The sequence below is a fragment of the Agrobacterium sp. 5Ca39 genome, from assembly GCF_055382365.1.
In genome coordinates this window covers 2,581,543-2,594,255 of sequence record NZ_AP026436.1, presented here as the reverse complement: position 1 = coordinate 2,594,255, position 12,713 = coordinate 2,581,543, and the positions used below count along the sequence as shown (strand labels likewise).

Genomic DNA, 12,713 nt, shown 5'->3' with positions numbered 1-12,713 from the left:
GCGCCCTCCTTGTCCCATGACGGCTTCAAGCTTCCAGCATCGCGCGAAACCGGCTCGCCAGCGGCGTTTCCAGAAAGGCCCGGCGTTCGGCTGCATTGAGCTGCATGGGGCGAAAGCGCTGCAAGATGGTCGGTATTGGCAGCTTTAATCCCTGATAGGGTTTGAACACGATATCCTCCCCGGCAGCCAACATGCCGCCTTTCAGCACCCGGCAGTAGAACCCCGGTTGGCCCGCCCGACGGAAACGCAGTGCGAAATCGGGATCGCCGATGCGAACCGACAGGGTGGCGCAGGGAATGCGGGCGGCAGTCACTTCCAGCTCAACGTCATTTGCCGAGAACCTGTCGCCAACGTGGAGTTTTGCGCTGTCGACACCATCAAGAACGAGGTTCTCACCAAAAAACCCGGGTTCGACCGCAAAGCCCAGAGAGCGGGACCAGAAGTCGAGATCGGCGGAGCCCATGACGTAAATCGCCTGATCCGGCCCGCCGTGATGTTTGCGATTGCAGACGGCGTCACTGACGATGCCTTCCGCATCGACCATGACGGGACCCTGCACGGCGTGTTTGAAGATGCCCGTCTTCGTGGTCTTTCCCTGCAGCCTTTTCGCCTCGCCCCGGCACACCGCCCTGATTTTCATGAACAACCCTTTGCGCTTCATGATTCCCGTTTCCCGATTTATGCAGTAGAAAGCGCTCATGGCAAAACGAGTCACCGGCCCCGAAATCGAAAAACTGATCCAGCTCCTGGCAAAAGTGCCGGGGCTTGGGCCCCGCTCGGCGCGGCGGGCAGCACTGCATCTCATCAAGAAGAAGGAACAGCTTCTCGGGCCGCTGGGCCATGCCATGGGCGAGGCCTATGACAAGGTGAAGATCTGCTCCTGCTGCGGCAACGTCGATACGATAGACCCCTGCACCGTCTGCGACGACGACCGGCGCGACCAGTCGGTCATCATCGTGGTGGAAGATGTGTCTGATCTCTGGGCGCTGGAGCGGACGGGTGCGATGAACACTGCCTATCACGTGCTGGGGGGCACCCTGTCGCCGCTCGACGGGGTCGGGCCGGAGGACCTGAACATCAAGGGCCTGATCGACCGTGTGAGCGCCGGCGGCATCCGCGAGCTCATCATCGCCGTCAATGCGACGGTGGAAGGGCAGGCAACCGCCCATTACATCACCGACCGCCTCTCCGGTCTCGACATCAAGATCACCCGGCTTGCGCATGGCGTGCCGGTGGGCGGTGAGCTCGATTATCTCGACGAGGGCACCTTGACGGCCGCGCTTCGGGCGCGAACGACAATCTGAAGTCCCCCCCCCCGTCATTCAAAGAGGAGACCGAATGCGAAACCGTCTTGCCCCGAAGGCACTGGCTGCCCTTCTTTCCGTTTTTTCAGCAACGACGGCGTTGGCGCAATCGGCACCGACAGGAGCAGCGGCAGCCCGATATGATGCCGAATTTAATGCCTGGCTGAAAAAGGAAATCTGGCCGGAAGCGCGCAAGGCCGGCATTTCGCAAAGGACGCTTGAGGCCACGCTCAGCGGTCTCTCCATCAGCTGGAACCTGCCCGATCTCGTCATTCCCGGCCAGAAGCCGCCGAAGGAGCAGAGCCAGAGCCAGTCGGAATTTTCCTCGCCCGGCGCCTATTTCTCGGAAAAGCGGCTGCAGGGTCTTGCCGCCACCGGGCGTTCGCTTGCTTCCACCCACCGGGCGACGCTGCGCCGGATAGAGGCGAAATACGGTGTGCCGGGTGATATCGTCGTTGCGATCTGGGGCCGCGAATCCGGTTTCGGCCGAGCCAAGCTGCCGCATTCCGTGGTCGATGTGCTGGCGACGAAAGCCTATATGTCCACCCGCAAGGAGATGTTCCGCACCGAGCTGATCGATGCGCTGAAGATCGTCGAGAGTGGCGATATCGCGGCCTCTCGCATGATGGGCTCCTGGGCCGGCGCGCTCGGCCAGCCGCAATTCATGCCGTCGAGCTATCTGAAGTATGCCGTGGACTTTGATGGCGACGGCCACCGCGACATCTGGAACTCCGTGCCGGACGCGTTGGCATCCATAGCTAACTATCTTTCTCAGCGCGGCTGGCAACGCAATCGCGACTGGGGTTTCGAAGTCTCGATCCCCGCCAATGTTTCCTGCGCGCAGGAAGGGCCTGATCTCGCACGACCTGTGGCGGACTGGGCGAAAATGGGCATCACACGCATTTCCGGAAAAGCCTTCCCGGCCAATGACCTCTCTGCCGATGGCATGATGCTGGTCCCGGCTGGGCGACACGGGCCGGAATTTGTGGTGACGCCGAATTTTTACGTCATCAAGGAATATAATAATTCCGATCTCTATGCGCTCTTCATCGGCAATCTCGCTGACCGCATCGCCCACGGCGCGGGGCCGTTCCAGGGGGAATGGGGCAATGTCGGATCGATGCTGCGCTCGGATGTTCTGGCAATGCAGAAGGCGTTGGTTGCCAAGGGCTATGATGTCGGCAAGGCAGATGGCCTCGCCGGTTTCAAGACGCGCCGCTCACTCGGGGACTGGCAGTTGAAAAACGGGCTCGCTCCAACCTGCTTTCCCGATGCTACGTTGAAGGCGAAGCTGAAGTAGCGTTGCTGGCAGCGTGTGAAAACCTCTCCTCCGTCATGCTCGGGCCTGTCCCGAGCATCTGCAACCGATTGATTTAATGATAGGTGTTTGGATCCTCGGGACAGGCCAGAGGATGACGGGGAGTGTGTGGGAAGGGCATCGCCACTCACTTACCCATCGTCTCTCAATGCTGATCGGTATGAGGCTTGTGAAAGATATCGTCGGTTGGCGGGATGGTCTGACGTTCGATCATCCGGTGCACCCGTGGCCGCGTCTTGCCGCGGTGAAGCTCCAGCAGCCGGTCCCAGGCCTCTGCATCTGCCTGGGTGCGGCGGTGATTATGGCGGACATATTCCACCCAGGTCGGCACATGGTAACTTTCCGTCCAGATGTCGGGGTTTTCGAGATCCCGCATCAGGTTCCAGTTGCGCGCGCCGTCACGAATGCGAATGCGGCGGCGCTCGGCCATCAGCGGCAGGAATTCGCCCAGATCCTCGTCATGGATTTCGTAGTCGATGAGGATGGCGATGGGCCCGCTGCGCGGCTTGATGTCCAGTCTCAGCGGCGGCTCCACGAAACGGTTGAGCGGATCGAGATTGAGCGAGGCGAAGGCTGGCATGGCGAGTTTGAGGCCGACGACGACGCCAAGCAGCATCAGTGCGCAGGAACAGAGCAGCGAATAGGAAATGCCGTAATCTTCCGCCAGCTCACCCCACAGCCAGCTGCCGACCGCAATGCCGCCGAAGGTGAGCGTCTGGTAAAGCGAGAGCGCCCTGCCAACCACCCATCGCGGGGTGGAGAGCTGGACAATGGTATTGAAGAGCGACAGTGCCAGCACCCAGCAGGCGCCGGCAACGGTCAAGACCAGTGACGTGATGATCGCGCTCGTGCTCACCGCCGTTACGCCGGCGCTGAAGGCGAAGCCTAGAAATGCGACGCGCACGATCCATTCGCTGGACAGCACCTCGCGCAATCTCGCGCTGATCAGCGCACCGCCAATCGCGCCGACGCCGAAGGCACCCAGCATGACGCCATAGGTCAGCGGGCCGCCCTCCACCAGGTCGCGGGCGACGATGGGCATCAAGGCGAGGATGGCGCTGGCTGAAAGGCCGAAAAGGAAGCCGCGCACCAGCACCTTGCCGATATTGGGCGACATCGCCACATAACGCATGCCGGCCGAAATGGCGGCCAGAAGCTGCTCCCGCGGCAGGGTCGAGGCATATTTGGGCGGCTGCCAGCGAAACAGGGCGTAGATCAGCGTGAAATAGCTCAGCGCATTCACGAAAAATGCGGCGGCCGCACCGGCGGCGGCGACGATGATACCGCCGATGGCCGGGCCGACACTGCGGGTAATATTGAAGCCGACACTGTTCAGCGTGACGGCGGCAGGCAAATCCTCGCGCGGCACCATTTCACCGACGGATGCCTGCCAGGACGGATTGTTGAGGGCCGTGCCACAGCCGATCATAAAGGTGAAGAAAAGCAGAAGCCACGGAGTGAGCCAGCCGGACCAGGCAAAAACGGTAAGCAGCACGGACGCCGTCAGCATCAGCAGCTGCGCCGAAATCATGATGCGGCGGCGGTCGAAACTATCGGCCAGCGCACCTGAAATCAGCGAGAACAGCATGATCGGCAAAGAGGTGGAGGCCTGCACCAGCGCGATCATGTTTTCCGAACTGGAGAGCGACGTCATCATCCATGCGGCGCCCACCGCCTGGATCAGTCCACCGAAATTCGAGGCAAGGCTCGCGATCCAGATTCGTCTGTAAGTCAAATGCCTTAAAGGCGCGAGTGGCGATTTACGGTCAGGCACGCTCTGTCCACTTGATGCAACTGCGATTTATCAAACGGCAACTATAGACAGTGCCGAAAATCATGCCAGCCTTTCCCGCACGGGAAGGGTGAAAATATGGCCGAGGGCGCAGCGGAAGCGAGTCTACCCGCGAAAACCTTGCAATCCTGCACCGATGGGTCTATATGACCACTGAAATTCTTGATCGCTTGATGAAGAGTGGGGCCGCAAGGCTCCGCTCTTTTTCGTTAGGCGAACCGGAAACAGAGGGCTGAAAGCCCGGCGACAATCCAAAACCGGAAGGCCAGATGGCAGACACCGCACACGAACCGCGACTTATAACCGAAACCGGCATCGACCAGCGTATTGCCGAGATCATCGAACCCGTTCTGACGGGTATGGGCTATGTTCTGGTGCGCGTGCGGCTTTCCAATCAGAACGGCATGACGCTGCAGGTGATGGCGGAACGGGAAGACGGCACGATGACCGTTGAGGACTGTGAAGCCATTTCCATGGCCATTTCACCGGTTCTTGATGTGGAAGATCCGGTCGATAAAGCGTATCATCTTGAAGTTTCCTCGCCCGGCATCGACCGGCCGATGGTTCGCAAATCGGATTTCACCCGTTGGCAGGGCCATCTGGTGAAGGTCGAAACCTCCATTCTGGTCGAGAACCGCAAGCGGTTTCGCGGCAAGATCGTTGAGGTTGATGCTGACGGTTTCAAGCTGGAACGCGACCAGATCGCTTATGGCGAAGAGCCGACCGTCGTTATTCCGTTCACTGCGCTTTCCGATGCGAAGCTCATTCTGACGGACGACCTTATTCGTGATGCGCTGCGGGCAGACAAGGCGGCCAAGGCCGCTGCCGCAAACCAGAACGACGAAAACGAAGCAGACGAAGACTAATTCCAACGTAAAGCCCGGAAAACGGGCGATCCCCGCAATTATGCGACTTACGGAGATAAAAAAATGGCAGTGAGTGCTAACCGGCTTGAGCTTCTGCAGATCGCCGATGCTGTGGCGCGCGAAAAGGTCATCGACCGCGAAATCGTGCTTGCCGCAATGGCCGACGCTATCCAGAAAGCCGCCCGCTCGCGCTATGGTTCGGAAACCAACATCCGCGCTGATATCAACTCCAAGACCGGCGAAATCCGCCTGCAGCGTCTTCTGGAAGTTGTCGAAGCGGCTGAGGACTATTCGACCCAGATCCCGCTGGAGCTTGCCCGCGACCGCAACCCGGATGCCAAGCTCGGCGACTTCATTGCAGATCCGCTGCCACCGATGGATTTCGGCCGTATCGCTGCCCAGTCCGCCAAGCAGGTCATCGTGCAGAAGGTGCGCGAGGCCGAGCGTGACCGCCAGTATGACGAGTTCAAGGACCGTATCGGCGAAATCGTCAACGGCACCGTCAAGCGCGTCGAATACGGCAACGTCATCGTCGATCTCGGCCGTGGCGAAGGCATTATCCGTCGTGACGAGATGATCCCGCGCGAAAACATGCGCTACGGCGATCGCGTACGCGCCTACGTCTACGACGTTCGCCGCGAACAGCGTGGCCCGCAGATTTTCCTGTCGCGTACCCATCCGCAGTTCATGGTGAAGCTCTTCACCATGGAAGTTCCGGAAATTTACGACGGCATCATCCAGATCAAATCGGTTGCCCGTGATCCTGGCTCACGCGCCAAGATCGCCGTCATCTCGAACGACAGCTCGATCGATCCGGTCGGCGCCTGCGTCGGTATGCGCGGTTCGCGCGTTCAGGCCGTCGTCGGCGAACTCCAGGGTGAGAAGATTGACATCATTCCGTGGAGCCAGGAGCCGGCGTCGTTCATCGTCAATGCCCTGCAGCCGGCGGAAGTCGCCAAGGTCGTTCTGGATGAAGAATCCGAGCGTATCGAAGTGGTTGTTCCCGACGAGCAGCTGTCGCTCGCCATCGGCCGCCGCGGTCAGAACGTGCGTCTGGCATCGCAGCTGACCGGCTGGGACATCGACATCATGACCGAGCAGGAAGAATCCGAGCGTCGCCAGAAGGAATTCAACGAGCGTACGGCCCTGTTCATGGAAGCGCTCGACGTCGACGAAATGGTCGGCCAGGTTCTGGCTTCGGAGGGCTTCGCGCAGGTTGAAGAACTGGCTTATGTCGATCTCGACGAAATCTCCTCGATCGATGGCTTCGACGAAGACACCGCCGATGAAATCCAGACCCGCGCCCGCGAATATCTGGAACGCCTGGAAGCCGAAATGGACGCCAAGCGCAAGGAACTCGGCGTTTCCGACGAGCTGCGCCAGATCGACGGCCTGACCTCGCAGATGATGGTTGCGCTCGGCGAAGACGGCATCAAGACCATCGAAGACTTTGCCGGCTGCGCAGCGGACGATCTCGTTGGCTGGAGCGAGCGCAAGGACGGCGAGACGAAGAAGTTCGAAGGCATCTTCTCCAAGCTCGATGTTTCGCGCGTCGAGGCCGAGAACATGGTGGTGCAGGCTCGCCTTCTGGCAGGCTGGATCACCGCCGAAGAGCTCGCTTCCGAACAGGAAGCTGATGCGGAAGCTGCCGAGGAGGCGGATACCGCCGAGCAGGAATGACATCGCAGGCGCATGAGCCGGACGAGCTGCCCGAGACTGACGATGACGGGCGGATCAAAGGCGACGTCAATGGACGTATGTGCATTGTGACACGGCAGAGCGGATCGCCAGATGAGCTGATCCGCTTCGTCGCAGGCCCGGACGGCAACGTCGTTCCGGACCTGAAACGCCAATTGCCGGGACGCGGCTGCTGGGTGACACCCGAGCGCGCCCTGATCGAGAAAGCCATCGCGAAGAAGATCTTCGCGCGGGCTCTGAAACGTGACGTCAAGGCCGGGCCTGAGCTTCTCGCTCTTCTCGACCGTCTGATGGCGCAGCATGTGGCTGGCATGATGAACATGGCGCGCAAGGCGGGCCAGTTCATCAGCGGCGCGACGAAGGTCGATGCTGCCGTTCGGTCCGGGAACGCGATCGCCGTGTTTCACGCGACCGACGCTGCGGCCGATGGCGTCAGAAAACTGGACCAGGCCCGCAAGGCCTGGGCACTCGGCAGCAATGCCGGCAATGAAATTCCGTCCTTCCGGCTCTTTAGCGAAGCCGAAATGGACGAGTTGATGGGCCAGAATGCTTTTATCCATGCCTGCGCGCTTGCAGGGCAGGCGGGTGAGGGTGTAGTGAAGCGCGCAACGATGCTTGAGCAGTACCGCAATGGCGGTCGGGCTCATGCGGAACGCGACGCTGCCCGGACAGAACAATGACGCGGTTGCCCGATATGAACGGTCGCCGCGTTCCGATGCAGCAATTGAACGACGAGACCTGATGAACGTCATCCGGTTCTCGTCCGAAGGAACGGGAACGGAATGACCGACAACAACGACGACAAGACACTCAACGCGCCTGCCAAGAAGACTCTTACCCTGAAGCCGGGCGGGATGAATCAGGGCACCGTGCGGCAGGATATGGGTCGAGGTCGCACCAACGCGGTTGTCGTGGAAACACGCAAGCGCCGCCCCATGCGTCCCGAAGACGAGAAGCAGGTACATTCGGCTGCGGCCCCCGCTCCGAAGCCGGCGGCTCCCGCCGCAGCAGCACCGCGTCCACAGGCTCCGCAGCCACGCATCCACCAGCCCAGCAACCAGCAGCAGCGTCCGGGTTCTTCCCCTTCGCAGCAGCAGCGTCCCGGCTCGTCAGCGCCCCAGCAGCGCCAGCCGGAGCGTCCGCGCGGCAATGTTCTGCATGACCTTTCCGCCGGTGAAATGGAAGCCCGTCGCCGCGCACTGATGGAAGCGCAGGCCCGTGACGTCATTGAAGCCAAGCAGCGCGCCGAAGAAGAGGCTCGCCGCAAGGTGGAAGAAGAACGCCGCATTGCTGCGGAAAAGGAAGAGGCCGCCCGCCGCGCCGCCGAGGAGGCTGAAGCAGCAAAGCTCGCGGCAAGCCAGCCGGCCGCGGAAGCGAAATCCGAACCGGCCGCTGAGAAGCCGGTTTCTGCCGCTCAGCCGGCGCCCCGCGCCGAGGCTCGTCCTCAGCCCGCCGCTGCCCCTGCCCGCCCGGCCACCGAAACCGCCGCTCCGCGCGGTCGCCGCACTGACGGCGACGAGGAGGACGATCGCGGTGCACGCCGTGGTAACCTGCCAGTCCGTGGCAAGGTTGCAGCGCCGGCGCCGGCCAAGCCGGCTGCACGCCTGAAGACAGAAGAAGAACGCCGCCGTGGCAAGCTGACCGTTACCTCGTCCAACCTGGATGAAGACGGTACGCCACGTGGCCGCTCCATGGCATCCATGCGCCGCCGGCAGGAAAAGTTCCGCCGCAGCCAGATGCAGGAGACCCGCGAAAAGGTAATGCGCGAAGTGATCCTGCCGGAAACCATCACCATTCAGGAACTGTCGCAGCGCATGTCGGAACGTGCCGTCGACGTCATCAAGTTCCTGATGAAGGAAGGCCAGATGATGAAGCCGGGCGACGTGATCGACGCCGATCTGGCGGAACTGATTGCGGTCGAATTCGGCCACACCGTCAAGCGCGTTTCCGAATCCGACGTGGAAGAAGGCATCTTCAACCAGGCGGACGACGAAGGCGAAATGCTGCCGCGTCCGCCCGTCGTGACGATCATGGGTCACGTCGACCACGGCAAGACCTCGCTTCTCGACGCCATCCGTCAGGCGAACGTTGTTGCCGGCGAAGCCGGTGGCATCACCCAGCATATCGGCGCCTACCAGGTCGAGAAGAATGGTCAGAAGATCACCTTCATCGACACCCCCGGCCACGCCGCCTTCACCGCCATGCGTGCCCGTGGTGCGCAGGCGACGGATATCGCCGTTCTGGTGGTTGCCGCAGACGACAGCGTGATGCCGCAGACGATCGAGTCCATCAACCACGCCAAGGCGGCGGGTGTTCCGATCGTCGTTGCGATCAACAAGATCGACAAGCACGAGGCCAACCCTGAAAAGGTTCGCCAGCAGCTCTTGCAGCACGAAGTCTTCGTGGAATCGATGGGCGGTGAAGTTCTTGACGTCGAAGTTTCGGCCAAGAACAAGCTCAACCTCGACAAGCTGCTTGAAGCGATCCTGCTGCAGGCCGAAATCCTTGACCTCAAGGCGGACCCGAACCGCACGGCGGAAGGTACGGTCATCGAAGCCGAGCTCGACCGCGGCCGCGGCGCCGTTGCCACGGTTCTGGTTCAGAAGGGCACGCTGAAGCCCGGCCAGATCATCGTTGCCGGTGATCAGTGGGGCCGTGTGCGCGCGCTCGTCAACGACAAGGGCGAACATGTCAAGGAAGCCGGTCCGGCCATGCCGGTCGAGATTCTCGGTCTTTCCGGCACGCCGTCGGCGGGTGACCGTTTCGCGGTTGTCGAAAACGAAAGCCGTGCTCGCGAAATCTCCGAGTACCGCCAGCGTCTGGCACGCGACAAGGCTGTCGCACGTCAGACCGGCCAGCGCGGTTCGCTGGAACAGATGATGAGCCAGTTGCAAACGTCGGGAATGAAGGAATTCCCGCTGGTCATCAAGGCAGACGTGCAGGGCTCGGTCGAAGCCATTATCGCTTCGCTCGACAAGCTCGGCACCGACGAAGTCCGCGCTCGTATCGTTCATTCGGGTGCTGGCGCCATCACGGAATCGGATATCTCGCTTGCCGAGGCCTCCAACGCCGCAATCATCGGCTTCAACGTTCGCGCCAATGCACAGGCACGCACGGCTTCCGAACGCGCCGGTATCGAGATCCGCTACTACAACATCATCTACGATCTGGTGGATGACGTGAAGGCGGCGATGTCGGGTCTGCTTTCGCCGGAACGTCGCGAGACCTTCCTCGGCAATGCCGAAATCCTCGAGGTGTTCAACATCACCAAGGTCGGCAAGGTCGCGGGTTGCCGTGTCGTCGAAGGCAAGGTGGAACGTGGTGCGGGTGTTCGTCTGGTTCGCGACAACGTCGTCATCCACGAAGGCAAGCTCAAGACTCTCAAGCGCTTCAAGGACGAAGTCAACGAAGTGCCTGTTGGTCAGGAATGCGGTATGGCCTTCGAAAACTACGAAGACATCCGCGCCGGCGACACCATCGAGTGCTTCCGCGTCGAACACATCACGAGAACGCTCTAAAGCATTTCCAGGAAAAGTGGACCCCCGGTTTTCCGTCCAGAAATGCGATAGAACAAAGAGCGTTCTCGCCGCAAAACAGGACTTTACTGTCGGGCGCCGGCTTACCGGCGCTCGCTCCGTTTGAGGCATAACCCATGGCAAAAGCTACATCATCGGCCCCTTCCCAACGCATGCTGCGCGTCGGCGAACAGGTGCGCGCCGCCCTGACCCAGATTCTCCAGCGCGGGGAAGTCCGCGACGATCTGATCGAAAGCACCGTCATTTCCATTTCGGAAGTGCGCATGTCTCCCGATCTCAAGATCGCGACAGCTTACGTGACGCCGCTCGGCGTTGCCGACCACACCGATATCATCACGGCACTCAACCGCCATGCCAAGTTCATGCGCGGCCGCCTCGGCCCGCAGCTCCGGCAGATGAAATACATGCCGGAACTGCGTTTCCGCGACGATACGAGTTTCGACAATTATCAGAAGATCGACGCGCTTCTACGCTCGCCCGAAGTGCAGCGCGATCTTGGACCTTCAAACGAAAAAGACGACGAACAGAACTGAAGCATGTCCAAACCACGCAAACAGCAGAACCGCAAACCCAAGGGCCGTCCGATTTCCGGTTGGCTGATCCTCGACAAGCCGCTCGATTTCGGCTCTACCGAGGCCGTCTCCAAGATCAAGTGGCTGTTCAATGCCCAGAAGGCAGGCCATGCGGGCACGCTTGATCCGCTAGCCTCCGGCATGTTGCCGATCGCGCTTGGTGACGCCACCAAGACCGTGCCTTACGTCATGGACGGCCGGAAAATCTACGAATTCACAGTGACCTGGGGCGAGCAGCGCACGACCGACGATCTGGAAGGCGAAGTGGTCGAATCTTCCGACCAGCGCCCGGACGAGCAGGCGATCCGCGATCTTCTGCCCAATTATACCGGGGTGATCATGCAGACCCCGCCGCAATTCTCCGCTATCAAGATCGCCGGTGAACGCGCTTATGATCTGGCACGTGACGGCGAGACCGTGGAAATTCCCGCACGCGAGGTGGAAATCCATCGCTTGACGTTGCTGGCCTGCCCGGATGCCGATACGGCCCATTTCGAAGTGGAATGTGGCAAAGGCACTTATGTGCGGGCGCTTGCGCGTGACATGGGCCGCGATCTCGGCTGTTTCGGCCATATCTCGGAACTGCGCCGCACCATGGTCGCTCCATTCGGCGAAGACATGATGGTGCCGCTCGAAACGCTCACCGCGCTGGAAGCCGTTGAAGACCGCGACGAGCGGCTGGAAGCGCTGGACGCCTATCTGATCGACACGGCCGAAGCGCTTTCCGCTCTTCCCCGCCTCATCATCAACGACGACCAGGCGCACCGGCTGAAGATGGGCAACCCCATCCTGCTGCGCGGGCGCGACGCGCCGGCCAGCCATCCGGAAGCCTACGCTACCGCGCATGGCAAGCTGGTCGCCATTGGCGAAATCGGCGAAGGCGAGTTTCGCCCGAAGAGGGTTTTCGGCTGAGTCGGAGCGTCACGCGTTTGCTGACGCGTGGCGGAGCGCTGTCAATCGCCTCTTTCCATTGCACCCGGAATAGTTTATAGGCAGCGCCAGCTTGGGCTTTGCCTTTGCTTTTCATGGCCAGAGCTGGACGACATCCCGGCTCTAGGCGTCCCGTTTTCCTTAAAACTGAAAGGATCGTCCGATGTCGATTACTGCAGAGCGTAAAGCCGCCCTCATCAAGGAATATGCAACGAAGGAAGGCGACACCGGTTCGCCGGAAGTTCAGGTCGCAATCCTTACCGAGCGGATCAACAACCTGACCGGTCACTTCAAGGATCACAAGAAGGACAACCACTCGCGTCGTGGCCTTCTGACCCTGGTTTCGAGCCGTCGTTCGCTTCTCGACTATCTGAAGAAGAAGGACGAAGCCCGTTACACCAAGCTGATCGGTGCTCTCGGCATTCGCCGCTAATAAGGTTTCCGGCGGGCTTCTCAATGATGCCCGCCGGTTTTTAATTCCGGCCCTTCAGGCCGCATGATTTTCCGGGCGTTTGCCGCAGATGTGGCCCCCGGGGCGATAAGGGTGAACCGGATGGGCCGGTGCCGCCTTTTTCAACCGCAGACCTGTCATGGGGCAGGATTGCCGGATGCTTGCCTGCCCAAGCCTCCCGCTGTCTTGCCCGTGATTGAGTCACAGCGCTGCCACGGCCGGTCACGATGACCGAGCGGGCAGCCA

The 12,713-nt window shown here is 60.9% G+C and carries 11 protein-coding genes; 9 read left to right on the top strand and 2 right to left on the bottom strand.

The annotated features are described in order from the left end of the window. Positions 1-25 precede the first annotated feature (25 nt). The gene (locus ACZ47E_RS12665; protein ID WP_278067128.1) at positions 26-661 is read right to left on the bottom strand and encodes an MOSC domain-containing protein; all 636 of its coding nucleotides are present in this window, start codon (positions 659-661) and stop codon (positions 26-28) included. 37 nt (positions 662-698) lie between these two features. On the opposite strand from ACZ47E_RS12665, the gene recR reads away from it, so the two are divergent. Both recR and ACZ47E_RS12655 read left to right on the top strand, forming a co-directional pair. Then, positions 699-1,304, top strand: coding sequence for a recombination mediator RecR (gene recR, locus ACZ47E_RS12660; RefSeq protein WP_278067127.1), 606 nt, complete (start codon positions 699-701; stop codon positions 1,302-1,304). A gap of 34 nt (positions 1,305-1,338) precedes the next feature. Continuing rightward, positions 1,339-2,604, top strand: a complete 1,266-nt coding sequence (locus tag ACZ47E_RS12655) for a lytic murein transglycosylase (RefSeq protein ID WP_278067126.1) — start codon at positions 1,339-1,341, stop codon at positions 2,602-2,604. 163 nt (positions 2,605-2,767) lie between these two features. On the opposite strand, the gene ACZ47E_RS12650 is transcribed toward ACZ47E_RS12655, so the two are convergent. Beyond that, positions 2,768-4,396, bottom strand: coding sequence for an MFS transporter (locus tag ACZ47E_RS12650; protein WP_004439071.1), 1,629 nt, complete (start codon positions 4,394-4,396; stop codon positions 2,768-2,770). Between the two features lie 287 nt (positions 4,397-4,683). Here ACZ47E_RS12650 and rimP point away from each other — a divergent pair, with 287 nt between their 5' ends. From rimP to rpsO, 7 genes are all read left to right on the top strand, one after another. Beyond that, positions 4,684-5,280, top strand: coding sequence for a ribosome maturation factor RimP (gene rimP / locus ACZ47E_RS12645; protein ID WP_004439068.1), 597 nt, complete (start codon positions 4,684-4,686; stop codon positions 5,278-5,280). A gap of 63 nt (positions 5,281-5,343) precedes the next feature. Then, complete coding sequence (nusA, locus tag ACZ47E_RS12640; protein ID WP_003524306.1) at positions 5,344-6,960, top strand: transcription termination factor NusA; 1,617 nt, start codon at positions 5,344-5,346, stop codon at positions 6,958-6,960. Then, positions 6,957-7,658 carry an RNA-binding protein gene (locus tag ACZ47E_RS12635; RefSeq protein WP_278067125.1) on the top strand — a complete coding sequence of 234 codons (702 nt, stop codon included), beginning with the start codon at positions 6,957-6,959 and terminating at the stop codon, positions 7,656-7,658. The genes nusA and ACZ47E_RS12635 overlap by 4 nt, the downstream gene beginning before the upstream one ends. 102 nt (positions 7,659-7,760) lie before the next feature. Then, positions 7,761-10,496 carry a translation initiation factor IF-2 gene (gene infB / locus ACZ47E_RS12630; protein WP_004439058.1) on the top strand — a complete coding sequence of 912 codons (2,736 nt, stop codon included), beginning with the start codon at positions 7,761-7,763 and terminating at the stop codon, positions 10,494-10,496. Positions 10,497-10,630: 134 nt separating this feature from the next. Next, positions 10,631-11,047 carry a 30S ribosome-binding factor RbfA gene (rbfA, locus tag ACZ47E_RS12625; protein ID WP_004439055.1) on the top strand — a complete coding sequence of 139 codons (417 nt, stop codon included), beginning with the start codon at positions 10,631-10,633 and terminating at the stop codon, positions 11,045-11,047. Positions 11,048-11,050: 3 nt separating this feature from the next. Beyond that, complete coding sequence (truB, locus tag ACZ47E_RS12620; protein ID WP_004439053.1) at positions 11,051-11,998, top strand: tRNA pseudouridine(55) synthase TruB; 948 nt, start codon at positions 11,051-11,053, stop codon at positions 11,996-11,998. Positions 11,999-12,179: 181 nt separating this feature from the next. Continuing rightward, a complete protein-coding gene (gene rpsO, locus ACZ47E_RS12615; protein WP_004439050.1) occupies positions 12,180-12,449 on the top strand; it encodes a 30S ribosomal protein S15 in 270 nt (89 codons plus the stop codon). The last annotated feature ends 264 nt before the right edge of the window (positions 12,450-12,713 follow it).

Bases quoted from the DNA above. Each gene is read 5' to 3' on its own strand.
- ACZ47E_RS12665 (WP_278067128.1), bottom strand. From the start codon at position 661: ATGAAGCGCAAAGGGTTGTTCATGAAAATCAGGGCGGTGTGCCGGGGC.
- rpsO (WP_004439050.1), top strand. From the start codon at position 12,180: ATGTCGATTACTGCAGAGCGTAAAGCCGCCCTCATCAAGGAATATGCA.
- rbfA (WP_004439055.1), top strand. From the start codon at position 10,631: ATGGCAAAAGCTACATCATCGGCCCCTTCCCAACGCATGCTGCGCGTC.
- recR (WP_278067127.1), top strand. From the start codon at position 699: ATGGCAAAACGAGTCACCGGCCCCGAAATCGAAAAACTGATCCAGCTC.
- ACZ47E_RS12635 (WP_278067125.1), top strand. From the start codon at position 6,957: ATGACATCGCAGGCGCATGAGCCGGACGAGCTGCCCGAGACTGACGAT.
- truB (WP_004439053.1), top strand. From the start codon at position 11,051: ATGTCCAAACCACGCAAACAGCAGAACCGCAAACCCAAGGGCCGTCCG.
- ACZ47E_RS12655 (WP_278067126.1), top strand. From the start codon at position 1,339: ATGCGAAACCGTCTTGCCCCGAAGGCACTGGCTGCCCTTCTTTCCGTT.
- rimP (WP_004439068.1), top strand. From the start codon at position 4,684: ATGGCAGACACCGCACACGAACCGCGACTTATAACCGAAACCGGCATC.
- infB (WP_004439058.1), top strand. From the start codon at position 7,761: ATGACCGACAACAACGACGACAAGACACTCAACGCGCCTGCCAAGAAG.
- nusA (WP_003524306.1), top strand. From the start codon at position 5,344: ATGGCAGTGAGTGCTAACCGGCTTGAGCTTCTGCAGATCGCCGATGCT.